At 65.2% G+C, this 23,569-nt stretch carries 23 protein-coding genes and 2 pseudogenes; 12 read left to right on the top strand and 13 right to left on the bottom strand.

Annotation, left to right across the window (positions count from 1 at the left end; genetic code table 11):
• Position 1: 1 nt before the first annotated feature.
• From VSR34_RS06895 to VSR34_RS06875, 5 genes are all read right to left on the bottom strand, one after another.
• Positions 2-1,321: a cytochrome c gene (locus VSR34_RS06895; protein WP_342962181.1), complete on the bottom strand. Its 1,320-nt coding sequence runs from the start codon at positions 1,319-1,321 to the stop codon at positions 2-4.
• Positions 1,318-1,746, bottom strand: coding sequence for a hypothetical protein (locus VSR34_RS06890; protein WP_342962180.1), 429 nt, complete (start codon positions 1,744-1,746; stop codon positions 1,318-1,320). The genes VSR34_RS06895 and VSR34_RS06890 overlap by 4 nt, the downstream gene beginning before the upstream one ends.
• Positions 1,746-4,376 (bottom strand): cytochrome c oxidase subunit I, encoded by a 2,631-nt coding sequence (ctaD, locus tag VSR34_RS06885; RefSeq protein WP_342962179.1) that lies wholly within the window; start codon positions 4,374-4,376, stop codon positions 1,746-1,748. Before ctaD ends, VSR34_RS06890 begins: the two co-directional genes overlap by 1 nt.
• A gap of 1 nt (position 4,377) precedes the next feature.
• A complete protein-coding gene (locus tag VSR34_RS06880; protein WP_342962178.1) occupies positions 4,378-5,544 on the bottom strand; it encodes a c-type cytochrome in 1,167 nt (388 codons plus the stop codon).
• A gap of 145 nt (positions 5,545-5,689) precedes the next feature.
• Positions 5,690-5,842, bottom strand: a complete 153-nt coding sequence (locus VSR34_RS06875) for a DUF6496 domain-containing protein (protein ID WP_167334403.1) — start codon at positions 5,840-5,842, stop codon at positions 5,690-5,692.
• A 275-nt stretch (positions 5,843-6,117) separates the two neighbouring features.
• Here VSR34_RS06875 and ligD point away from each other — a divergent pair, with 275 nt between their 5' ends.
• Complete coding sequence (ligD, locus tag VSR34_RS06870; protein WP_342962177.1) at positions 6,118-8,763, top strand: DNA ligase D; 2,646 nt, start codon at positions 6,118-6,120, stop codon at positions 8,761-8,763.
• 62 nt (positions 8,764-8,825) lie between these two features.
• On the opposite strand, the gene VSR34_RS06865 is transcribed toward ligD, so the two are convergent.
• Both VSR34_RS06865 and VSR34_RS06860 read right to left on the bottom strand, forming a co-directional pair.
• On the bottom strand, positions 8,826-9,386 hold the full coding sequence (locus tag VSR34_RS06865; protein WP_028210667.1) for a phasin family protein: 561 nt from the start codon (positions 9,384-9,386) through the stop codon (positions 8,826-8,828).
• Positions 9,387-9,551: 165 nt separating this feature from the next.
• Complete coding sequence (locus VSR34_RS06860; RefSeq protein WP_028210668.1) at positions 9,552-9,749, bottom strand: hypothetical protein; 198 nt, start codon at positions 9,747-9,749, stop codon at positions 9,552-9,554.
• Between the two features lie 152 nt (positions 9,750-9,901).
• Here VSR34_RS06860 and VSR34_RS06855 point away from each other — a divergent pair, with 152 nt between their 5' ends.
• Complete coding sequence (locus tag VSR34_RS06855; protein ID WP_155836776.1) at positions 9,902-10,198, top strand: hypothetical protein; 297 nt, start codon at positions 9,902-9,904, stop codon at positions 10,196-10,198.
• Positions 10,199-10,474: 276 nt separating this feature from the next.
• Here VSR34_RS06855 and VSR34_RS06850 read toward each other — a convergent pair whose 3' ends face one another.
• From VSR34_RS06850 to VSR34_RS06840, 3 genes are all read right to left on the bottom strand, one after another.
• Complete coding sequence (locus VSR34_RS06850) at positions 10,475-11,704, bottom strand: MFS transporter (protein WP_342962176.1); 1,230 nt, start codon at positions 11,702-11,704, stop codon at positions 10,475-10,477.
• A gap of 14 nt (positions 11,705-11,718) precedes the next feature.
• On the bottom strand, positions 11,719-11,991 hold the full coding sequence (locus VSR34_RS06845) for a hypothetical protein (protein ID WP_342962175.1): 273 nt from the start codon (positions 11,989-11,991) through the stop codon (positions 11,719-11,721).
• 178 nt (positions 11,992-12,169) lie between these two features.
• On the bottom strand, positions 12,170-13,141 hold the full coding sequence (locus tag VSR34_RS06840; RefSeq protein WP_028210670.1) for a cation transporter: 972 nt from the start codon (positions 13,139-13,141) through the stop codon (positions 12,170-12,172).
• Between the two features lie 205 nt (positions 13,142-13,346).
• Between VSR34_RS06840 and VSR34_RS06835 the strand changes: the two genes are divergently transcribed.
• The 5 genes and pseudogenes from VSR34_RS06835 to VSR34_RS06815 form a co-directional block, all read left to right on the top strand.
• Complete coding sequence (locus VSR34_RS06835) at positions 13,347-13,622, top strand: DUF1488 domain-containing protein (protein WP_028210671.1); 276 nt, start codon at positions 13,347-13,349, stop codon at positions 13,620-13,622.
• A 72-nt stretch (positions 13,623-13,694) separates the two neighbouring features.
• Complete coding sequence (locus tag VSR34_RS06830; protein WP_342962174.1) at positions 13,695-13,979, top strand: hypothetical protein; 285 nt, start codon at positions 13,695-13,697, stop codon at positions 13,977-13,979.
• 160 nt (positions 13,980-14,139) lie between these two features.
• Positions 14,140-15,054, top strand: coding sequence for a hypothetical protein (locus VSR34_RS06825; protein WP_342962173.1), 915 nt, complete (start codon positions 14,140-14,142; stop codon positions 15,052-15,054).
• A 26-nt stretch (positions 15,055-15,080) separates the two neighbouring features.
• Positions 15,081-15,263, top strand: coding sequence for a hypothetical protein (locus VSR34_RS06820; protein ID WP_342962172.1), 183 nt, complete (start codon positions 15,081-15,083; stop codon positions 15,261-15,263).
• A 131-nt stretch (positions 15,264-15,394) separates the two neighbouring features.
• A pseudogene (locus VSR34_RS06815) lies at positions 15,395-15,575 on the top strand (glycoside hydrolase family 15 protein); the annotation flags it as partial.
• A gap of 18 nt (positions 15,576-15,593) precedes the next feature.
• Here VSR34_RS06815 and VSR34_RS06810 read toward each other — a convergent pair.
• Positions 15,594-15,992 carry a hypothetical protein gene (locus VSR34_RS06810; RefSeq protein ID WP_042288042.1) on the bottom strand — a complete coding sequence of 133 codons (399 nt, stop codon included), beginning with the start codon at positions 15,990-15,992 and terminating at the stop codon, positions 15,594-15,596.
• Between the two features lie 251 nt (positions 15,993-16,243).
• Here VSR34_RS06810 and VSR34_RS06805 point away from each other — a divergent pair, with 251 nt between their 5' ends.
• A complete protein-coding gene (locus tag VSR34_RS06805; protein WP_162175007.1) occupies positions 16,244-16,657 on the top strand; it encodes a GNAT family N-acetyltransferase in 414 nt (137 codons plus the stop codon).
• A 111-nt stretch (positions 16,658-16,768) separates the two neighbouring features.
• Here the strand turns inward: VSR34_RS06805 and VSR34_RS06800 are convergent, their stop codons facing one another.
• Positions 16,769-16,921: a hypothetical protein gene (locus VSR34_RS06800; protein WP_202905069.1), complete on the bottom strand. Its 153-nt coding sequence runs from the start codon at positions 16,919-16,921 to the stop codon at positions 16,769-16,771.
• 393 nt (positions 16,922-17,314) lie between these two features.
• Between VSR34_RS06800 and VSR34_RS06795 the strand changes: the two genes are divergently transcribed.
• The 4 genes and pseudogenes from VSR34_RS06795 (at position 17,315) to VSR34_RS06780 (ending at position 23,117) form a co-directional block, all read left to right on the top strand.
• Positions 17,315-17,911, top strand: a complete 597-nt coding sequence (locus VSR34_RS06795; protein WP_028210675.1) for a recombinase family protein — start codon at positions 17,315-17,317, stop codon at positions 17,909-17,911.
• Between the two features lie 103 nt (positions 17,912-18,014).
• On the top strand, positions 18,015-18,599 hold the full coding sequence (locus VSR34_RS06790) for a chemotaxis protein CheB (RefSeq protein ID WP_342962171.1): 585 nt from the start codon (positions 18,015-18,017) through the stop codon (positions 18,597-18,599).
• A gap of 162 nt (positions 18,600-18,761) precedes the next feature.
• Positions 18,762-22,915 (top strand): annotated as a pseudogene (locus VSR34_RS06785) (CheR family methyltransferase).
• The gene (locus VSR34_RS06780) at positions 22,896-23,117 is read left to right on the top strand and encodes a hypothetical protein (RefSeq protein ID WP_028210676.1); all 222 of its coding nucleotides are present in this window, start codon (positions 22,896-22,898) and stop codon (positions 23,115-23,117) included. Before VSR34_RS06785 ends, VSR34_RS06780 begins: the two are co-directional and overlap by 20 nt.
• 71 nt (positions 23,118-23,188) lie before the next feature.
• Here the strand turns inward: VSR34_RS06780 and VSR34_RS06775 are convergent, their stop codons facing one another.
• Positions 23,189-23,551: a copper resistance protein CopC gene (locus VSR34_RS06775; protein ID WP_028210677.1), complete on the bottom strand. Its 363-nt coding sequence runs from the start codon at positions 23,549-23,551 to the stop codon at positions 23,189-23,191.
• Positions 23,552-23,569 lie beyond the last annotated feature (18 nt).

Raw genomic sequence — 23,569 nt, 5'->3', positions numbered from 1 at the left:
GTCAGCGATGGATCGCCGCGCGCAGGCGCGTCACTTCGGCGGGTGCCACGGGCGCGGCATTGTTGCCCCACGCGCCGCGCACGAAGCTCACCACCTGGGCAATTTCGCTATCCGTGAACTGCCCGCGAAAGCCCGGCATTTTGCGCGGCGCACCGCCGCCTGCCGTCTGCGGGCTCGCGCTGCCTTCGATGACGAGGCGCAGCGCACTCGTCGGATCCTCTGAAAGCGCCAGCGCGCTGCCCGCGAGCGGGGGCGCCTTGCCTGGCGTGCCGCCGCCATCCGCGCCGTGGCACTTCGCACAGAACGCAAGATAGACGCCCGCGCCCGGCCGCTCCGGCGTGCCGAGCTGCAAGGCGGCACGGGTGCTCGCGCGCGCGGCCGGTGAATCGTCGTAGCTGCCGCTCGGCGCATGGGCGGGCAGCGACTTCAGATAAACGGCGATGGACCGCAAATCGTCGTCGCTCAGATGCTGCGTGCTTTCGCCCACCACGGGCGCCATCGCGCCGAACGCATACGCGCGCGTATTGTGGCCGTCGCGCAGGAACGTGGCGATGTCGTCCACGCTCCAGCGCCCGAGGCCGCTGCCCGGATCGCCGGTGAGGTTCGGCGCGTACCAGTGGTCGATCACGCCGCCCGTGAGGTAGAGCGGGCTGTGCTGGTCGTAGCCCATCTCGTTGTAAGCGGGGCCGCGCGGGGTATGGCACGCCCCGCAGTGCCCGAGTCCCTGCACCAGCCATGCGCCGCGATTCCATTGCGCGGAGCGTGCGGGGTCCGGCTCGAAGCGCGCGTGGCGGGCGAACACCATCGTCCAGAAGCGCAGGACCCAGCGCTGATTGAACGGGAACGGCAGCCGCGTCTGCGGGACGACATTCGGCACGGCCGCCACGCCGTACATGAAGTATTGGTAGAGCGCATCCACGTCCTGCGGGCCGAGCGACGCGAACGACGGGTAGGGCATGGCCGGATAAAGCCGTTTCCCGCCCGGTGCCACCCCGCGTTGCAAGGCCGCCGCGAATTGTGCGGGGGTATAGCGCCCGATGCCGTGCACGGGGTCCGGCGTGAGGTTGCTTGCATAGATTGAGCCGAACGGCGAATTGACGGGCTGGCCGCCGGCAAACGGCTGATGCTGGGCGGAATCGTGGCAGGAGGCGCAGTCGCCGGCTTTGGCGAGCTGCTCGCCGCGCGCGATCTGCGCGGCGTCGGGCGGGGGCCTCGGCTCGTCGGATGTCGCGCCGGTGCCGCCGTCGTCGCAGGCGGCGCACAGCACGCTGATGCACACGGCCGCCGCGAGCGTTGAGCGTCTGGAGCGCGCAATCTTCATCGCAAGGCCTCGCACACGCGCTGCAGCGGCAACGTCACGAGTACCGAAATCGTGAACGCGAGCCCAAGCGTGAAGGCCACCGAAACGGCCGCGCCGCACCAGGCGACGAAGCGGAATGTCTCGCGCCGTCCGCTTGCCAGCGCGCCGGACTCGCGCCATGCGCGCAGCGTCGCGAGCACGCCGGCAAGCGCGAGCGCGAGCGCGGCGGCGGAGGCGACCGCGAGCAGGATCTGCACCACGCCCCAGGGTAGCGCGTTGCGCTGCGTGACGCCGCCCGGGCAGGCAATCGCCACGAGGCTCGTGCACAGGAGCACGTGTGCGATCCAGACGAGCGGCACGCCGACGAGGCCGTACCAGGCGGCGATGTGCTGGCCGCGCGTGGGCGAGGCGTGCGGCGCGGACCGTGGTGCGTGCGCGGGTTCCATCAGTGTCCTCGTATCCAGTAAGGCGACAGATACAGCACGCTGAAGATGAATAGCCAAATGACATCGACGAAGTGCCAGTACAGGCCGCCGATGTTCACGGCGGCGTCGCGGCGGCCATCGAAATAGCCCCGCGCGATCCAGATCGCGAGCCACACGAGCATGACGACGCCCACGATCACGTGGGCCATGTGAAAGCCCGTAATCGTGAAGTAGAGCGAACCATAGAAATTGGACGCGAGCCCATAGGGCCGCTCGTGCCACTCCGAGAACTGAATGCTCACGAACGCGATGCCAAGCACGACGGCCACGAACATCGACCAGAACGCGGGCCATGAGCGCGCGCGCCGCACGAGCGCGCCGCTCGCCCAGACAAACACGCTGCTCGCGAGCAGAATGCCCGTGTTCAGGCCGCTCATGCCGAGCTTGGGCAGTCCCTCGGGCGGCCACGGCTGGGCGCTTTGCGAAGCCAGATAGAGGTACGAGAACAGCAGATAGCCGAACAGCGCCGCCTCCGTGGCGATGAGCGTGAGCACGCCCCACCAGCCGCCCGCATGCTCGCCTGCGCTGCCCACGGGCAGCGCGAGGCTTTCATCGTCGCTGCCGGGGGCATCGGCGTCTTCACCGGGGACCGCGGGCTGGAGTTCGAACGGCTCGCGTTGCAACAGTTCACGGCGCGGCCATAGCCAGGCGAGCAGTGCCGTGCCGCACGTGAGCGCGGCGAGCGCCGTGAGCCACACCGAATGCATCAGGAGTCCGACGAACACGAACGTCGCTGCGATCCCCAGCACGAAAGGCGCATAGGAATCCTCCGGCATCTTGAGGATGACGTCGGGTTCGCCGGTGAGCGGTGTGATCCCCAGCGCCTCGCGCCCGCGATGCAGGAGATAGCCGGGGCGCGCGAGGTGCGCATCCGGCGCCCAGAGCGGATCGCGGGAGCGCACGACAGGCAGGACTGCGAAGTTGTACGGCGGAGGAGGAGACGAAGTCGACCATTCGAGGCCTGCCGCGTGCCACGGATTCGCGCCGGCGTGCTGGCCGCGCCGCAGGCTCACGAGCGCGTTGCCGACGAACATCGCGATGCCGATCGCGAAGACGAACGAGCCAATGGTCGTGACGAGGTTGGCGGTGTCCCAGCCCATTCCCTCGGGATAGGTGTACACGCGGCGCGGCATGCCGAGCAGCCCCGAGATGTGCATCGGAAAGAAACCCAGGTTGAATCCCACGAACAGCACCCAGAAGGTCCATTTGCCGAAACGCTCGTTCATCAGCCGTCCCGTGAATTTCGGGAACCAGTAGACGAGCCCGCCCAGCACGGGAAATACGTTGATGCCCAGCAGCACGTAGTGCAGGTGCGCAACCACGAAGTAGGTGTCGGTGAGTTGCCAGTCGAGCGGCACGGCCGCGGTCATCACGCCGGACACGCCCCCCACCGTGAACATCAGCACGAAGCCCGCGAAGTAGAAAAACGGCGTCTCGAACACGGGCTTGCCGGTCCATATCGTCGCGATCCAGGCGAATACCGCGATCGCGCTCGGCACCGATATGAGCATGCTCGCCGCGCCAAAGAACGCGAGCGCCAGCGGCGGCAGGCCTGTCGCGAACATGTGGTGCAGCCAGACCTCGAAGCCGAGCAGCATGGTCGCCACCGTCGAGAGCGCGACGGCGGAGTAGGCGGCGATCGGCCGCCGGCAGAACGTTGGCAGCGCTTCGGAAACGATGCCCATGGCCGGCAGCACCACCACATACACCCACGGGTGCGCGAAGATCCAGAACAGGTGCTGCCAGAGCAGCGGGCGGCCGTCGGCGCTCGTATCGAAGAAGTGCGTGCCCGCGTTGCGGTCGAGCCAGAGCAGGAAGAACGCGAGGCTGACCGATGGCACCGCGAACAGGTTGGCGCACGAAGCCGTGAGCGTGCCCCAGATGAGAATCGGCAGCCGCGCGACCGACATGCCGCTCGCGCGCATGCGCAGGAACGTGATGACGAAATTGGCCGCACCCACCGTCGTGGAGATGCCGAGCAGCACCATGCCCAGCGCGTAGACGTCGATGTTCGGCCCCGGATCGTAGGCCGCCGTGGAAAGCGGCACGTAGTTGAACCACCCCGCGTCGGCGGCCTGACCGAACGGAAAGCTCGCATAGAGCAGGATGGCCGCGCCGAGAAAGATCCAGTACGAAAGCGCGTTCAGGCGCGGAAACGCCATGTCGCGCGAGCCGAGCACGAGCGGCCACAGATAGTTCGAGAAGCCGCTCAGCACGGGCAGCGCGTAGAGGAAGATCATCGTCACGCCGTGCATCGTGAAGAGCTGGTCGTACTGCTGCGGCGTGAGCAGCGTTTCATTGGGCCGCGTCAACTGTGCGCGCATGACGAGGGCCTCGACGCCGCCGAGGAGCAGGAACACGAACGCCGTGACGAGGTAGCGCATGCCGATGGTCTTGTGATCGACCGTGGACAACCAGCCGCGCCAGCCCGGGCGCGTCTCCCAGGTGGCCTCGAGACGGCGCTCGGTCTCTTCGTCGAGCGGCGCGATCCCGGTTTCCGGCACGCGCGCAAGACGCGCCGAGCGCGGCCGCGAGGGAATGGCGGTGCGCGCGGCACCGGTAGATGGTGAGGATGTCGAACTATCGTTCATGTCACTGGAGCGTGTCGAGCCAGGCGGCGAGATCGCCGGCCTCGGCGGCCGTGAGGGCGATGCCGGGCATCAGCGAGCCGGGCTTGATGAGCTGGGCGTGGGCGATCCAGTCGAGCCGGTTGGCGGACGTGTTGGCGAGCGCGCCAGCGGCGATCAGCCGGCGCGACGCGAGGTGCGTGAGGTCCGGCCCCTGCGCGCCGGCGGCGTCGGTGCCGCGCACGGTGTGACAGGCGGCGCAGCGCGCCATGAAGACCTGCGCGCCGTGCTGCGCGGCGGCGTTGCCCGGTGCCGCGGCGGGCCGCGCCTCATTCCCGGTCCAGCGTGCGAACGCATCGGGCGGCTCGGCCACCACTTCGAGCGCCATGTGCGCGTGCTGCGGCCCGCAGAACTGCGTGCATTGGCCGCGCCAGATGCCGGGGTGGTCGGCTTCGATCCACTGACGGTTGACTTGCCCCGGAATCGCCTGGGTCTTGCCGGCGAGCGCGGGCACCCAGAACGCGTGTATCACATCGGCGCTTTCGAGTTCGATCTGGACCGGCTCGCCAGTGGGGATGTGGATTTCATTGGCCGTTGCGAAGCTTGCGCCGGAAGGCGTCGAGTAACTCGCTTTCCACCACCAGTCATAGGCCGTGACATGCACGGTGAGCGTGCTCGCGCGCGGCGGGTCCGCCACGGCGGCGAGCACGCGCAGCATGGAGAGGAGGGCGCCGAACAGCAGCACAGTCGAAATCGCGGTGCCGATGCCGACTATCCGGTTCGCTCTGCGGTCGGTTGGGTTGGTGGCGCCACTGTCGTTCCCGCTGCCGTTCCCGCCGCCGTTCCCGCTCATGGCCCTTCCTTCGGCTGCGGCGCGGCTTGATTCGAGATCCTTGTCGTGTTGCGTGTTGTCGGTCTCCCGGGACGGGTCCGCCGCGCCGCGCGTGCCGCGAAAGGCCAGCGCGAGAAGCGTGGCGATGGCCACGCACACGCCCACGCACAGTGCCGCGAGGCCCCAGCCCAGCAATCGCACCGGCGCCGACGCGGGGCCGGCGCTGTGCAGGAAGTACGCGAGCGGCGTCGGTGACGTTGCCGCGTGGCATTCGCTGACCGCGAGGCAGCCGATCACCCATCCCTGGGCTACCAGCAGTCTGCGCGCCGCGCGGGCGTGAACCGGCCGGGGTCGGCTCATGGCCGTCCCGTTTGCGGGCGCGGCGGGGCCGCCCGTTGAGGCCGGGCGTGCCGCGGTGCATGCAGCACAGGGGTTCTCCCGTGCGGCATCGCGCCGCCCCGCAACGGCAGCCGACAGCGTGCCCGTCCAGGCGGGCGAACGCGCGTCACTTCGAGTGCTTTTTAGGGATCTTCGCCCCGGATTTGCGGGCCTGGTTCAAGGCAATCGCGACCGACTGCTTTTGCGATTTTCCGTGCTTCATTTCGGTCTTGACGTTCTTCGATATGGCTTCGCGAGTTTTTCCCTTGCTAAGTGGCATGATCGTTCTCCTTGAGCTAAGTCGGTTTACTGCACGCCGCCTGGCCCCTGCGCCTCGGTGCCCGATGTCGGGAAGGATGTGTGAATCCCGGCGATCGCGGGCGCTGCGCTGCGCGGGAGCGTCGGACGATGCATCGATCTTTCAGCAACTCACGCGCCCGGCACGCCGGTTGAGAGGGCGTGCGCTCCGCGCGCTGCGGCACGTTGGTTGCTCGTTGGCCTGATGGGGCCGAGCATCGCGACGAATGGCCTCGCGCAAGATGCGAAGGAGCGCCAATGAAACGCAATCTGGAGACTTACGAGTCCAGGCGTCGCTTCGAGAAGACGCCGGAGCCCCCTGGCCGTGCGCCGCAAAACAGGCGCAGCAAGAACGATGGAGGCATGGCTTCATTCGTGATCCAGCGCCACGATGCGAGCCAGTTGCACTACGACTTTCGCCTCGAACTCGACGGCACGCTGAAGTCATGGGCCGTGCCGAAGGAGCCGAGCAACGATCCTTCGGTCAAGCGGCTCGCGGTGCACGTCGAGGATCATCCGCTCGAATACGGCCAATTCGAGGGAACGATTCCCGAGGGCAACTACGGCGCCGGCACCGTCGAAATCTGGGACCACGGTGTCTGGCGGCCAGAAGGCGGGCTGCGCGCGGCGCGCGAGGGGTACGAGCACGGCAAGCTGGTCTTCACCCTCGAAGGCGAGCGTATGCATGGCGGCTGGGCGCTCGTGCGCAGCCCCATGAAGGGGACGAAGCAGGATCGCTGGCTGCTCATCAAGCAGCGCGACGGGGCGGCCAGCGACAAAGACAGACGCACGAGGCCGGCCGACGGCAGCCGTAAGGGCGACGGCAGGCCTAAGGGCGACGCAAAGCGAGCCACGCAGCCCGCCGCAGACTTGCTGCAAGCGATACCTGACGTTGCTCGCGCTTCCTCTCCGCCACGCGCCGGTGATGCGCTGGAAGGCGCGGTGCGGGGCGCGCTGCCGGCGGAGCTGGCGCCGCAGCTGGCCACGCCCGCCAAAGCGCCGCCGAGCGGCGACGACTGGCTCTACGAGCTGAAATTCGACGGCTATCGCGTGCTCGCACGCATCGACAAGGGTGCCAGGGGCAAATCGCGTGTGCGCGTTTTCACGCGAGCGGGCCTCGACTGGAGCGCGAAATTCCCGAAGCAGATCGAGGCGCTCGGTGCCCTCGATGTCGAATCGGCGTGGCTCGACGGCGAGGCGGTGGTGCTCGACGATCGGGGCGTGCCCGACTTTCAGGCGCTGCAGAACGCATTCGATGCGAATCGCGCGGACGCCATCGCGTTCTGGCTGTTCGACCTTCCCTGGCTCAACGGAATGGATCTGCGCAAGGTGCCGCTCGAACAGCGCCGCGCACGGCTGGAAGCCCTGCTGCGCGACACGCCGCAAACGGCGTTGCGCTTCTCGGAGGCTGTCGAGGGCGACCCCGAGGCGCTCATGCGGGCCGCGTGCGCCGCGAACCTCGAAGGGCTCGTGGCGAAGCGGCGCGACAGTCATTACACCTCGACGCGCACCGCCGCCTGGCTCAAGCTGCGCTGCGCGCAGCGCCAGGAATTCGTGATCGGCGGCTATACGGAGCCAACGGGTAGCCGGGTGGGCTTTGGCGCGCTGCTCCTTGGCGTGTACGAAAATGGCGCGCTGCGTTACGCGGGGCGTGTGGGGACCGGCTTCGACGCGAAACTGCTCGAATCGATCACGCACGAATTGCAGGCGCGCACGACCGAAACGTCGCCGTTTGCCGCGCTTCCCGCCGCACAGCGGCGCGCGGCGGTGCACTGGGTTCGTCCGGAACTCGTCGCCGAAGTGCGCTTCAAGACGTGGACGAGCGCAGGGGTGGTGCGTCAGGCGTCGTTTGTCGGCCTGCGTCGCGACAAGCCGGCCGAAACCATCGTGCGCGAGCCGCAATCGCCGCCCGTCGAGGCGGCGCGGGGCGCACGCTCGCGCAACGCCAAGGCGGAAGAAACCGGGCGCCCTGCCGCTGCGCCTGCTCATCGCCATGCGCGTGCCGGGCGCGAAGAAACCGAAGTTGCGGGCGTGCGCATCACGCACCCGGAGCGCGTGATCGACGAGCAAAGCGGCTTGCGCAAAATCGATCTCGTTCACTACTTCGAGGCGATGGCGCCGCAGCTCTTGCCGCACCTGCGCAAACGACCGGTGTCGATCGTCCGTGCGCCGCGCGGGGTCTCCGGAGAACGGTTTTTCCAGCGGCACGCAAAGGTGCCGCAGATTCCGCAGGCCACGCGGCACCCCGATCTCGATCCCGGCCACGCGCCGCTGCTGACGCTGGAGACCGCGCAGGCGCTCGTCGGCGCGGCGCAGATGGATGCGATCGAACTGCACACCTGGAACGCGCTCGCCACGAGCATCGAGAAGCCCGATCGCATCGTGTTCGATCTCGACCCCGATCCTTCGCTCGACTGGAGCCGCATGATCGAGGCCGCGCGGTTGACCCATGAGCTACTCGACGCACTCGGCTTGCAAGCATGGTGCAAGACGAGCGGCGGCAAGGGGCTGCATGTGGTCGTGCCGCTTGGGCGACATGCGGGTTGGGACGAGGTCCGCGAGTTCGCACGCGCCGTTGCCGAGCACATGGCGGCGATGCTGCCCGAACGCTTCAGCGCGAAGATGGGGCCGCAGAACCGCAAGGGACGCATTTTCGTGGACTATCTGCGCAATTCACGCGGAGCCAGCACGATTGCGGCTTATGCGCCGCGTGCGCGGCCAGGGCTTGGCGTTTCGGTGCCGCTGCGCTGGGACGAAGTCGAAAACACGACCGCCGGCGACCAATGGACCGTCGCGAATGTGCACGAGCGGCTGGAAGCGCTCGAAGGCGACCCTTGGGAGGGGTATGGCCGCACGCGTCAGCGTATCGGCGCGGCCATGCTGCGGCGCTTGCGGGGCGGTTGAAGGCGGGAAACGGAAAGAAGCGCGCAGGGCGGCTACACGAGCCGCCTCGTGAAGGTTTGCGCTCAGCGCTTCGCTGTTTCCGCTGTGAGATCGACGGCGCGCTTTGCCGACTTCGACGCCGCCGCCGTCGCCATCTCGAGGCTGCTACGAGCGGCCTCGACAGCCTGTTGCCCGGTCTCCTGAAGCGACCCGTACAGTGCGTGGGCGGCGCTGATCGCCGAATCGAGTGCGGCCACGATCGGCTCGGAGCCGCGCGGTGCGCGCTGTGCGAAGTCGTTCAGCATGGCTCGCGTTTGCGTGCCGTATTCCGCCACCTGTGCCTGGGTACACCGTACGCAGGCCGCCTGGGCCGCGGCCGCAAGCTCGAGAACCCGGCGGTTGTAGTCCTGCACTTGCTGCGAGGCCGGCGCCATGAATTCGCTCTGCACCGCGAGCCACTCGGAAGGCCCCTGGGCGGACAGCGCCCGCTGCGAGAAGTTGCGTGTGGCGTCGAGAAAGTTTCGCGCGGCCTCGAGGTTGAGGTGCGCGAGTCTGTCCATGCTGTCGGTGAATGTGCTGCTTAGTTCAACGAACATTCCGACGCCGGATTTTTGCGAGGCGGAAACCAGCTCCTGGACTTGCATGATGGAACTCCTGTGGGAAGGCATGCTATCGAGTTGCTCAAAAGACCGGTGGTACGTGCGTGCGAAATCACGTACCCACGGCGCAATAAAGCTCAATATGCGGTGAGGAGGGGGCAAAGACGGCTAAAAGCGGGATGAAGGCGACAGCCTGTGCGCAAGAAACGCTCAGGGCGCGCGCTTGATGTTCCGAAGCAGCGCGTTTCCGTCGTTTGTCAGGCAGGGGCTGTGGGTGCCGGGCACTGATTGTTCCATGGTGATCAGATGGCGTTTGATCAGGACGTCCAGCTCTTCGCGTGTGAGATCGATTTGTTCGGGAGAGTCCTTGACGAGCATCAGGGTGGCGTATTCGTGAGGGCTGAGCATGTCTGTCTCCAACATTGATTTAATTATTCGGCATGGAATGCCGCAAACCGGGTATAGCGTTACATGCTTGCGTACAGCAGCGGACGACAGTTGGCGGAAAGTAATTAGCAAGAAACCTGAAATCTGCGCAATCACAATCACAGCGGAGAACGATGAATCACAGCCAGGCAGGGCGGCGCATTTGCATGACCAACGGAGCGGAGCTTGGCGCTACGGTGTCGCGACGAACGGGCGATTCGACTTCGTTTCCTGAAGCAAGCTGCTTGGAAAAATCTGCGAACTCAGGTTACCAGATCATTATGCAACAAGGGAAACGACCATCGGCTGTTCGTAAGTCGACCTATATGGACAGCAACGGTTTGACCCGATGTGATACTTCGCGTTTCCTGGTAAAGCAAGCGGTTCATTCAATCCTGCAACGACGGATGGAAGCGCTTTCCATGCCCTGAGTGCTCCGGGGCGCGCTTTTTTGTTCACTCGCTCGGGCGGGGACTGCGGCGGAGGGTCGCCCTCGGGCAGCGGGGGCGGAACGTCGTCGGGCAACGGAGACGGCGGCGGGGGCTTTGAGGGATCGTGTCCGCCGTCCGGATCTTCGACTGGAAGATGGGCGCGCACGTCGGTGCGCAAGGGCGAATGGGTCGGGCTGATCTGCATGGTGGTGGACTCTCTCTCGGTAGAGGAACGGGAAACGCCGGAAAGTCGACGATTTCCGCGCCGGGGCGGCCTCATTTCATCGCTGTTGGTCGGTCTTCGCGGCGTGTCTGCCGTATGCCGATGGCCAATGCGACTAACGCAAGCGTGACGCAGACCGCCGCGAAAGCCACGTTCGCCCGCAAATGGCCCACGTGGCGCGACAGCAGGGCGACGCCGACGGCCGGCAACGAGTTACCGCTGTAACAGCACAGCAAATAAGCGGAAAGCAGTTCGGCGCGTTGCTGCGGCGGCGCAATCCGGTTGACCTCCTGAAGGCTGCCACGGAACCCGAATGCGGATGCTATGCCGCACAGCGCGCTCGCCAGTATCAGCAACCCGATCGATCCCGCGGCTTGAGCCCACAGCAGCAGACCGAGACTGGGAGCAAGCAGCACGAGGCCGGTGAACATCGTGACGCGGGACGGCAGCAACGGTGTCAGCGCGACGGTGACAGCGCCCGCAGCGAAGAGTTCGGCGACTATCGCTCCGCTCGTGGCAGGGCTATGCGTATGCATGCTGTTGGCAAGCAGATTAGGTAGGAGTGCGGCATAAAAGCCGAGGAGGGCGAAAGTGGCGAATGCGGTGACAGCGGGGGCGACGAACGCGGCGCGCGACCCCGAAGGAACGCCGATGCGCGGCTTGAACGACAACTGCGCGTGCGCGCGTACCGAAGCGTCGACGGTCTCGCGGGTCCGGACGGTGAACGCCGCCGTGACGACGAGCATCAACAGATAGACGAGGAACACCGTGCGAAGCGGCCACGGCACGAACTGCGCGAGCAGGCCGGCCACGAGAACGCCGCCGGCAAGGCCGGCAAGATTGACTGCCGCGGCGAGACGACTCGCGCGCGCCTTGTCCGCGCTGGCATACAGGTCGGCAATCCATGCCGTGGCTGTCGCCGCGCCGACGCCGATCGCGAGACCGCTCGCCGCACGCGCCAGAAAAAGCATCGCGGGGTGCACGGCGAGCAGGAACAGCATCGCGCTCGCGCCTCCCACAGCGAGCATGAGCAGGCTGATATGCCGGCGCCCTGCCTGGTCCGACACGTGGCCGAATGCGGATAGTGCGCCGAGATTGCCGATCACGTAGGTGGCGTACACGAGCGTGATCGTCAGATCGGAAAGACCGAAGCGGTGCTGGTAGAGCGGATAAAGCGGCGTGACGAGCGTGCTCCCGGCATAGAGCGCGCCGAGCAGCACGGCCGCCGCGAGCAGCGACGCCCGGCCGGGGAGCGGGGTCTTGCTCCATTGCAGTTCTTGCATCGGTATTCTCCGCATCAGGGATAGAACCATGCATCGAGCACCCAGGGCAGCGCGGCGAGACGCGTCACCATATCGACCAGTGCGCTCTCCGGAATCCACATGAAAGTCACGGTGGATTCCTCGTAGGTTGCACCGGGGCTCGTCGCGGCGTGGAAGCGCTTCACGCGTGACGCATAGCGGCCGATCACCTGCCACAGGGTAATGACCTGTAGGTGTCCAGAACGACAGCGCACGGATAGCGACCACGCGAGGCCGGGAACCAGGATCGGTTCTCCTCGCGAGAGCACGCATGCCTGCGCGGCCGATGACCGCGAATTCGACGATTGCCGCATTTTCGGTGAGACAACTGGGTGGCGACACCATGGATGAAAGAGGGGTATGCCGCAGACGACATTCGCTGCGAGGCTACCCGTGCGGCGCGCAACTCGCATACCGCATCCTTCTGAAAGCCTCGGCGCACGCACGCTAAGCCGGATGCTCGCCATGCTCGCTCAGCTCGGGCTCGAAAAAGACCCAGCGCGCGGCCGGGAACGCCTTCTGCAGGCCAATCTCCAACCGTCCGATGGTGCGCACCAGGTCGTCGGCGCTTTGCTGTGCAGCGAGCCGCGCCTGCACGGCAACCACGAAGCTGTCCGACCAGCGCAGCACCACGAGGCTCACGATCTGCTCGATCTCGGGGCGCGCCTCGAGCCAGGCGCGTATCGCGCCGCGGTCCCGCGGGCGCGCCGCCTCGCCGACGATGAGCGACTTGATTTCACGCATCGTCAGCATGGCCGTCGCCATCATCACCATGCCCACGCCGATGCTTCCCAGGGCATCGAACAGCGCCTTGCCCGTGATCGCCGCGAGGCCGATGCCGGCGAGCGAGACGAGCACGCCGGCGAGCGCGGCGGCGTCCTCGCCGACCGAGAGCATGACTTCGAGCTGGCCCGTCTCGTGAAACCAGCGCCACAGGCCGCCTGCGCGCCGATTCGTGTCGATCGAGCGGATCGATGCGCGCAAAGCGCAGCCCTCGACGATGGCCGACACCACTAGCACGCCAATCGCCACTCCCGCGTGTTCGAGGCCGGCATGCCGCCATAGGTGCCAGAGACCGATGCCCATGGAGCCGAGTCCGCCGACGATGAAGAACTGGAGCGCGACGAGCATCGCATAGAAGTGCGTTTCGCGGCCGAAGCCGAGCGGATGGAGCTCGTCCGCCTCGCTCGCGGCGGCGCGTCTGCCGCGGATGAGCAGGATCTGGTTTGCGCAATCCGCGCTGGAGTGCACGGCCTCGGCTAGCGTTGCGCCGGAGTTCGTCCAGGCCGCCGCCGCGAACTTGCTCAGCGCGACGATGACATTCGACGCCAGCGCATAGTAGACGGCGCGGGGAACGCTTCCGTGCGCACGGCGCGGGGTCGCCGCACGGCGTTCGCCGTTTTCCTTTCGCCCGGTCATCGCGTCTGTTCCTCGTTGGCTCCCACTGAATAGCGATCACGCAAGCGCTGAACCCGCAAGGCTGCTTCTGCGCGCACAGCGGCGCGAGCGCACAACGGGGCACCTGATCTCCAGGCACGCGCAATGCTTGCCGCTTAACACAAGGCCGGCGCGCGGCCAGCGGCCGGATGGATGCCCAGTTTCGAACGAGCGAAGGAGGGCAGCGATGGATATTCACTTTCTTGACGACACTGTGACGTTCGACGGCTCCAGCCTGCGTATGCACTTCATGGTCGAGCGCGACGGCGAGCCGGTCAAATGTGCGATCACCGTCGAGGCGCTCGAAGATCACTTCGGGGCAGAATCCGCGCTCGAAGACTCACTGCGAAAAGCATTCGAACGCGGACGCTCGCGCATACTCGCCGCATGCGCCGATGCCATGAACGAAACAGAAGGCGGTGTGGTGTTGCATAGCGGCGCGTTTCGCGCCACCGGCGAATGAAAATCATGTGAAGCCGCGCCACCATAGGTACGAGCCGTGCTCAACCTCGGGTGTTTGAGGGAGGGCACAATCATGAAACCCAAGACGAACGCAATGCGCACCATTCTGGCGACACTCGTCGCTGGCACGGCACTGGCGGCGGGCGGCACGGCGCTCGCGGACAGCGATGTCACGCCGCGGCCGAGGTACGACGAGCCAGCCCGCGCTCCGGCGCCCGGTGGCGAAACTACGCTCGGCTGGCACGGCGACCGCTATTGGGATGGCCACCGCTATTGGGCGCACGACGAATGGATGCACCGTCACCCCCATGATCGCGACACGCGGCGCGATCGCGAGCACGAGGAACACTACGACTGAGAGCACGCCTTGAGCGATGCGGGGCGCGCATCGACGTGAAGGACGATGAGTTAGGACCCAGGCATCCGATTGGCGCTCCGCGGAATATGACGAGAAAATGCGTACTCCACGAACAATCAGACCGGGCGGCGGCAAGCGCCTGTCCCCGAGGAATGACCCGATGCAGAGCCTCAAGCGAGGCTCCTCACGTTTCGCCATGCTTGCCATTCTGGCGGCATGCAGCCTGGTATGCCCGGGGCTGCAGGCGCAGACATCCGACGATGCCGCCCGCTTGCTCGCCACCTACCATGACCTGAAACCACGGCTCGATCAGAACGCGTTTCACCGGCGCTTGTATCTCGATTCACAGGAATCGCCATCGACGGTCACAGGCCAGATCTACGCCGTGATGGACTACCCGTTTGCGACGGTCCACCGCGCGCTCAGTGATGCGAACGGACTCAATAACTGGTGCGACGTACTGCTCCTGCATCCCAACATCAAGTACTGTCGTTCGTCGGGCAGTAACGGCGGCAATATGCTGACCATCAACGTGAGCCAGGAAGAAGTGGCCGAAGAACTCCGGTCCACCTACCGCCTGCGTTTCAATTACGACGCCGCCATCACCCGCCCGGGATACTTCCGCGTGAGGCTCCACGCCGACAGCGGACCTTTGAATACCCGGGATTATCAAATCGTCCTCGAAGCCGTGTCGCTCGGCAGTAGCCGCACGTTCCTGCATCTGACCTATGCGTACAGCTACGGCACGCTGGGGCGTCTCGCCATGAAAGGCTATCTGGCGACGTTCGGCCGCGGCAAGGTCGGCTTTACCGACATCGCCGATGGGTCCGCGGCGCAGCCGGAATACGTCAGCGGCGTGCGCGGTCTCGTCGAGCGCAACACCATGCGTTACTACCTGGCCATCGATGCCTGGCTGCGCGAACCGCCGGGGCAGCCCGATACGCGGCTGCAGCAGCGCCTGAGCAACTGGTTCAGCGCCAGCGAGCAATATTCGCGGCAATTGCACGAAATCGACCGGCAGCAGTACATGCAGATGAAGCAAGACGAATACAGGCGCCAGCAGGCGATGAACTAGCGATCTCCAGAACGGGAGAGGATGAAATGACAGCGCAAGACGAAATACCTGATGGAGGCGGCCAGCCGCCGCGCGCAGAGGGTCAGCATGAACAGGACGGGAATTTACGGGCCGGTCTTTCCGGGCCTTCCGACCAAGGCGCGACCGTTCCCGAGACGCAAGTGCCGGTGGACGACCTCTCGGAGATCGCGCACAAGCCGGATGATTGAAGCACCGGCGCGGAGAAGGACAAGAACAGCGGGAGATCCAGGGAGTACGAAACGCTACCAGCATTCACGGACCGGCATCCGTCTTTTGTCGTAGCGCGATTGCCGGCGGAGCATCACTGGCGGCCTGCCGGCAGTTCGAGCGGGTGCTCGCGGTGGCGAACGATCCCGGTCTGCTCCGCCGAGGAATACGACGTCAAGGCGCAGCGTCTCGCGGGCAATTGCCCCCAGGCGCTCTCGCATCTCGCGGTCGTGAAGACTGCGTTGCTACTGAGCGGCACCGCGAAGGGCCATCGCAGTGATTGTCTGCACTAGCGGCACTAGCGGCGCCGCCTAACCAATGCCCGGAAAGTAGTCGCCGTCGGCGCGGGCGGCGAAGGTCGCATCGTCGAGCGTGATGTCGAACGCGCAAGCCTCGTTTCGGGGCGACGCACGGCGGCCGGCATCGTAACCCGATCGCACGCGGCGCCCTATGCGCTGCTGGATCGTGCGCCGCTGCGCGGTGTCGAGGCCCGCGTAGCGTTCGATTTGCGCGCGTGTCGCGTGGATGGTGGCCGCGCAGCGCGAGTCGAGCGTGGTATCACGATGAGACTCCACCACCCAGCTCAGATGCAGGATGACCGCGTTGCCTTCGTAGAGCCTGCTGACAGCAGGGCTCTTCGGCGATGCAAAGAGTCGGGAGAGGGCAATCTGGATCTCTTCCAGCCGTTGCTCGAAATCGTATGTCTTCATGGTCGTTCCGGATTTGCGCTCACCAGTTCGCGCTTCGAACGCCCAGGGCGTGCCCGGCCTCGTTCCGTCAATCGGTGATGCGCACGCGTTTTGGCCGCAAACGGCGTGCCGCGCCAGGGAAATCTCGAATGCGTCAAGGCATTGTCCTTGCGCACCTGGGAAGTAACAGGTTGCGGAGGAGGTGACACATGAGAGAGTCGTCCGTGATCGTCGTGGTTCGCCGGGAAGACCCTTGCACGCTCGATGCGCGCATGCTGCTCGACGAAGTGAGCGCCCTCGCTGCGCTCTATGGTGCATCCACTGCGTCATCCCGGTTTCATGACGGGGACGTGCAGACCGCACGCAGCGCGTTCGTCGTCGCGCGCACGACCGACGGCGAAGCGATCGGTTGCGGCGCCCTGAGCCGATACTCTTTCGAGGTCGCCGAATTCACGCGCATCTATCGGCGCCCGGAGTGGCCGGGGGCCGGTTCGGGAATTCTCCGGTTCCTCGAAAGCCAGGCAGCGGGCATGGGCTACCGGCGAATCGTTCTGGAGACGCACGGAGAGAACCGGCGAGCCCTCGCCTTCTGTCTTCGTCACGGGTATGAGTTGGTCGAGCGGACAGGCGACGGCGGCACGAGCGATGTTCGCGGCCTTCGCAAGTCGCTGGAAAAGATCATTTAGGACGGGGCGGGCGCCAGACGGTCTCCGTCGCCGCACGGTGATCGTGTGCCCTGATGACCAGGAGTGCGCAAGCGCGCGTTGCGGCCCGGTCGATCAGCCGAACCCGCGTCGTCACAGGCGCGTCCATCTGCACCAGTCATGGTGGTCCAGGTTGCGCAGCAGTTCCGCACGCCGCCGTTCGCGGCGATAGTGGGCTATCACCGACGTCGCCGCTACTGCCAACGCCATCGTGCCGAATGCAATGACCAGCAATGAGGCTTCCATGTCAGTCTCCTTGTCAAGTCGATTTATTGCGCAGCGGATGCGAAACGAGAGTAATCGAAACGTACGGGAAATTGTACAGCGCTGCCATGTCCGAATAGTGGGATTTGTGAACAGCCGCGCCTGCGCGGCGCCCCGCATGGCCTGACGGTGCCTGCACCGCGCGAAGCGGGTGCGGGCATGTAAATTGCGAAATCGATTTCATGGCCCGTGGCGCAGTCTGAGGGCGCGTGCATAGCATCCCGAATGAAATTGATTCCATTTCAGGAGCGAGCGTCCGATGCTCGACGCCGAGCGCGGCTCGCCGAAACGTGGAATTAATTTTTTGTGGTGCATTCTGCTTTCATTGTTCCGCCGTATATTTCGACGAGCGACGTTCCCCCTCTGGAGACACAGTTGCAGCGGACCTACTTTTACCTCAACGGTGTGAGCGAGGGCTTTTTCCCCGAGCAGGAAGTCATCCGGCTCGACAAGGCCGGTTACACGGTCGCGCTCAACCGCGTCGCGGTCGAAAACGCGCCGCCGTATCTCGCCGCGGAAAATCGCGCCGTGCTGAGCGCCCTCATCAGGCGCCTCTCGCGCGGCGATTTACTGGTGGTCCTCGAACTTTCGTCCCTGGGCGGCAGCCCGAGCGACGTGCTGTCGACCTTGATGAAATGCCGCAAGGAGGGCATTTCCGTTCGTTGTGTGGAATTCGGCAACGTCGATCTGGCGAGCGCCAGCGAGCCCCAGGCGGTCAAGATGCTGAGGGCCATCGTGCGAATGGACACGAAGACCCGCAGCGAACGCAGCAGCCAGGGCCTCAAGCGCGCGCAATTGAGCGGGCGGCCCACAGGAAGGCCGATCTCGCTTTCACTGAAGGACCGGGAGCGCGTGATCGACTTGCTCGACCAGGGGCTCACGGTCAGCGAAATTGCCCGCCGGTTCGAAACTTCCCGGCAAACCATCATGCGCATACGCGCGTCTTCCGGCGCGTTCGTCGAGGCGGGATAGCTCCGCGGCGTGGGGCGTTTGCGGATCGCCGCCCAGGGCCGTCGTTGAAAACACCAGGCACAGCCCATGCGAAGGCACGAGCATCGGTCACACTGGAACCAAATTGATTTGTCGGGACTTCATCGCGATAGGCGCGTCGTGGGGCGGGGTCGATGCCTTGCGCACCCTGGTGGCCGGATTGCCGGAACATCTGCCCGCCACGATAGCGATTGTTCAACATGTGGGCGCGAACGCCAGCGTGCTGCCGTCGCTGCTCGGTATGGCCGGCCCGCTTGCGGTTGCACATGCCAGAGACGGCGAAAAATACCAGCGCGGCAGAATCTATGTTGCGCCGCCCGATTTCCATCTGCTGGTGGATGGCGAGCGCCTGCGCCTCTCGCATGGCTCGAAGGAAAATCTCGCGCGGCCCGCGATCGATCCGCTCTTGCGCAGCGTGGCTGCCACGCTGGGCACCCGCGCAATCGGCGTGATCCTGACGGGCATGCTGGAGGACGGCGCGGCGGGTCTTGCGCAGATCCGCGCCCATGGCGGCACAGCGATCGTTCAGGACCCGTACGACGCCTTCGCCGGCGACATGCCGAGACACGCGGCGCCTTACGCCGATTACGTTCTCCCGCTCGCGAAGCTCCCCGCAGCGTTGATTGCGCTGACGGACTGCGCAATCCACCCCCGATCGAACACACGGTGAGTTCGCGGGTTCGCTCCAGCGCGGCAATGTCCTATAAAACTATCGCAGCCTGCCTCGCGAGGGGGATAATATCCGACTGCGCGGGCGCTCCCTGCGCATGTCACATGTCTGGATTCCAGGCAGCGGCGGGCACAATATTTCTCTAAAAAGGACAGGCCAGCCATGGCGAAAAAACGTGGGCACATTCTTCCAGGTCAAGCGAAGCATCCGGTTGTCGGGATCGGCGCATCGGCCGGCGGACTGAGCGCGCTTCTCAGTTTCTTCGAGGCGTTGCCCGCACATACATCGATGGCTTTTGTCGTCGGGTCCATCTTGCGCCCGACCACGTCAGCAATCTCCCCGGGCTGTTGCAGAAAGCGACCGCGATGCCCATCGTGGAAGTCACGAAACCGACTCCGATCGAGCCCGATCACGTCTACCTGATCGCGCCGTCGCTCGCGCTGACGATGGTCGACGACTACCTGCGGGTCGATCCGAACCCGCCCGAGCAGGGGCGCCGCGCCGCCATCGACGTGTTTTTCCGGACCCTCGCCGAGGCGCACCGTGAAAGGGCGATCGGCATCGTGCTGTCCGGCGCGGGTTCGGACGGCTCCGCCGGCCTTTCGCGCATCAAGGAAATGGGCGGCATCACGTTGGCCCAGGATCCCTCGGAAGCCGAATATGAAAGCATGCCGCGTAGCGCGATCGCCACCGGCACGGTCGATTTCGTGCTCACCGCGGCGGAGATGCCGCAACGGCTGCTGGATTTGTGGTCGACCGCCAAGGATATTCATCTGCCCACGCTGGAAAACGAAAAGCGCGAGCAGGATCTGAGCAACGAGGCCGCCGAGCGCGCCCTGCGCGAAATCATGGTCATCCTGCGCACGCGTACCGCGCATGACTTCCGCCATTACAAGCGGGCGACCGTGATGCGCCGCATCGAACGCCGCTTGCAGGTCAACGGCATCACCGATCTCCAGGCCTATCGCGACTACCTCCATGTGCATCCGGAAGAGACCCAGGCGCTGCTCCAGGACATGCTGATCAGCGTGACCAACTTCTTCCGCGACAAGGAAGCGTTCGACGTACTCGAGCGCGACGTGCTTCCGGGCATATTCGAAGGCCGCGGCGACGGCGACAAGATCCGCGTATGGTCCGTCGGCTGCGCAACGGGCGAGGAGGCGTATTCGCTGGCGATGCTGATGCAGGAGCGTTCGCTCAAGTCGTCCGAGGGCGTTTCCTTCCAGGTATTTGCCACCGACATCGACGAACGGGCCATTGCCTTCGCGCGCGCCGGCCTCTATCCCGATTCCATTCTCGCCGACGTGGCGCCGGGCCGCGTGCGCCAGTTCTTTTCGAAGGATTCCGCGCATTACCGCGTCAAGAAGGAACTGCGCGAGCACATGCTGTTCGCGCATCACAACGTGCTCAGCGATCCGCCGTTCTCGCGGCTCGACCTCATCTGCTGCCGCAATCTGCTCATCTATCTCGACCGCGAAGCGCAGAACGACATTCTGAAGATGTTCCATTTCGCCCTGCGTCCGGGCGGTGTGCTGTTTCTCGGCAGCTCCGAATCGGCGGATAGCGTCAGCTCGATGTTCACCGTCATCGACAAGCGCAACCGCATCTATCGCGCGAACGTCGCAGTGCGCGGCGATGCGCCTGTCCCGGTGGCGATGTCCGGAACCGTCAACTTGCGCCCGGTCGTCGCGACGGCCCAGCCGCCGGGCGGCCGGCGCTTTTCGTTCGGCGATCTGCATCAGCGCCTCGTCGAACAATACGCGCCGCCCAGCGTCCTCGTGAGCCGCGATTCCGAAATCGTCCACTTGTCCGATCGCGCGGGGCGCTTTCTGCAGTATTCGGGCGGCGAGCCGTCCCACAATATCGTGGCGGCAGTGCGCCCCGAACTGCGGGTGGAACTGCGCACGGCGATCTACCAGGCGTTGCACACGAATCGAAGCGTCGAGGCCCGCAAGGTGCGCATCGAGCGCGACGGGCGCTCGTATTTCGTCAACATGACGACGCGCCCCGTGCACGATCCCGAAGCCAATGCGGACTTCGTGCTCGTGCTGTTCGACGAAGTCGAGGACAGCATGAGTGGCGCGGAGGAGGTCACAACCGGCGACACCCAGAAAGATCCCATCATCGGCCAGCTCGAACGCGAGCTGCAGCGCACGAAGGAGCAACTCCAGTCGACCGTCGAGCAATCGGAAACCTCGACGGAGGAATTGAAGGCCTCCAACGAGGAGCTTCAGGCCATCAACGAGGAACTGCGTTCGGCGACCGAGGAGCTGGAGACCAGCAAGGAAGAACTGCAGTCGATCAACGAAGAGCTCACCACCGTCAACGCCGAGCTGAAGTCGAAGGTCGAGGAAACGGGCAAGATCAACGACGACTTGCAGAACCTGATTGCCGCCAACGACATCGGCACGATCTTCGTCGACCGCAATATCTGCATCAAGCGGTATACGCCCCGCGCAACGGACGTCTTCAGCATCATTCCCTCGGACATCGGCCGCTCCTTGCTCGACATCACGCACCGGCTCGAGTACGACAAGCTTGCCGACGACGCCGCAGAGGCCTTCGATTCGCTGCGCCTCATCGAACGCGAGCTGCGGAGCAACGACGGGCGCTGGTATCTTGCGCGCTTCGTGCCTTACCGGACGACGGAAGACCGCATCGACGGCGCGGTGCTGTCCTTCATCGACATCACGGACCGGCGCCGCGCCGAAGACCGGTTGCGCGAAGGCGAGCGGCGCATGCGTATCGTGGCCGAGGGCACCAAGGATTACGCGATCATCACATTCGACGACGACGGCTTGATCACCAGCTGGAATGCGGGTGCGGCGCGCATATTCGGATACACCGAAGCGGAGATGATCGGGCAATCCGCCGAGATGCTTTCGACCGAGGAAGACCGCGCCAATCATGTCGCGCAACGGGAATTCGCCGAGGCCCGCCTGAATGGCCGCATGGAGGAGGAGCGGTGGCACGTTCGCAAGGACGGAAGCCGGTTCTTCGCGAGCGGGGTGCTCTCGCGTCTGGATGAACCGGGTATCAGCGGATTTGCGAAGATTGCCCGCGATCTCAGTGAATTCCACGCGACGCAGTCGAGCGTGCACGCCATTCAGACCGAACCGCCCCACGGCGTTGACCGCGATGCCCAGCGGCGCCGCGACGAATTTCTCGCAGTCGTGTCACACGAACTCAAGCATCCGCTCAATCTGATTTCCGCGAGCGCGGAATTGATTGCGCGCGCGCCAGAAACGAGGAATAACCTGAACGTTTCGCGGGCGACCGATACGATCCGGCGCACCGTGATCGGACAGGCGCAGATCATCGATGACCTGCTCGACGTGTCGCGTGTGCGCACCGGCAAGCTTTCGATGGTGCGCACGGTGATCGACATGCGCGAGATCGTGCAGCGCGTGACCGACGCCGTTCGCGAGGAAGCGAGCCAGCAAGGCATCGCACTCAACGTCTCGATGAGCGAGACGCCCGTCATCATTTATGCCGATCTGACTCGCATCGAGCAGGTCGTCTGGAATCTGGTCAGCAATGCGCTGAAGTTCACGTCGCGCGGTTCGGTGAATGTCTCGCTGCAGGTCAACGAACACGGCGAGGCCGTCCTGTGGGTGGCGGACACGGGTAGCGGCATCGCGCCCGCGCTGTTGCCCCACGTCTTCGAGATGTACGAGCAGGGCCGCGATCCGGGCATGCGCCGTTCGGGGCTGGGTATCGGACTCGCGCTGGTGAAGGATCTCGTGACCTTGCATGGCGGCGCCGTGCGCGCGGAGTCGGACGGCGCCGACCGCGGCGCGACCTTTACCGTGACGCTGCCGGCGCACCGCACACTGAGCAGCGTGCACGTCGACGACAATGGCGAGGCCGCCGATGCCTTGAAGGGGCTGCGTATCCTGATGGTCGACGACGATTCGGCAACCGTCGAAACGTTCAAGCTCTTGCTCGAGGGAGAGGGCGCGACGGTGCAAACGGCGACGAGCGGCGCCGAAGCGTTGACGATGCTCGACGGCAACGCGCCGGACATCGTGCTGTCCGATCTCGGCATGCCGGACATGGACGGACTGGAGTTCGTCGCCAAATTGCGCAAAGAGCCCGCGATGAAATCGGTGATCTGCATCGCGCTCAGCGGATATGGCCTCGACGCCGACAGACGCGAGGCGGAACGTGCCGGCTTCAATGCGCACCTCAAGAAGCCTGTCATGCTCGACGACCTGCTGAGCGTCGTGTCCCGTCTGCGGCGTTCGAGGCGGCCCGAAATGGTGGAAGTTGGTCCTGGTGTAACGGAGTCCCGCGATGGAACGAAAGAAAGCTGAACACATCCTGCTCGAAGCCGACGAGATCGCCGGCCTGGTCCTCGACGGCTTCGACATGACGATGGAGACCGAGGCCGGGCGCGCGCTGTACGATCGCGCGTTTACCGCCTATATCCACAAGGAAATCGGCGATTTACCGGTTGCCGAGCTCTACGACGCCTTGAACGGTTCGCCCGACGCATTCGAAGTCCGGGCCCTCTAGCCGCCTTTCCGAAGGCCGATGCGGCAACGTCGCAGGACGTTGCCGCGTGGCCTCGTTTCATCGGCGCTCGCTCATTTCACGTTGAACGCGTAGTGCCCTTTCGTGCGATGACCATCGGCGGCCACCGCCACCCACACCACCGAATACTTCCCTGGCGTCAATGCATTGAGCGCCACCGACATGCGCTTGTCGTTGCTCTCATCGACCTTCGCTTTCTCGCGAATGACCGACTTGCCCTGCGCGTCCAGCACGTCGATGGAGCTGAAGGCGGGCTCGAGCGCGTCGTCGAAGTCGATCACGACCGTAGTGAGCGTGGCCGGCGCGGTGGACCCGGCTGGCGGCTCCTGATGCTTCGGATAAGCGTGCGCCCAGGCGAGGTGCGCGGCAACGAGCGCGATCGTGGCGACAGCCGTGCGCAATGTGGCGAGTTTCATGGTGAATCTCCTGTTTGA

It is taken from the genome of Paraburkholderia sp. JHI2823, assembly GCF_038900695.1.
Lineage (GTDB): Bacteria > Pseudomonadota > Gammaproteobacteria > Burkholderiales > Burkholderiaceae > Paraburkholderia > Paraburkholderia mimosarum.
The sequence above is the reverse complement of the archived record's forward strand: the minus strand, read 5'-3'. Positions and strand labels throughout refer to the sequence as shown.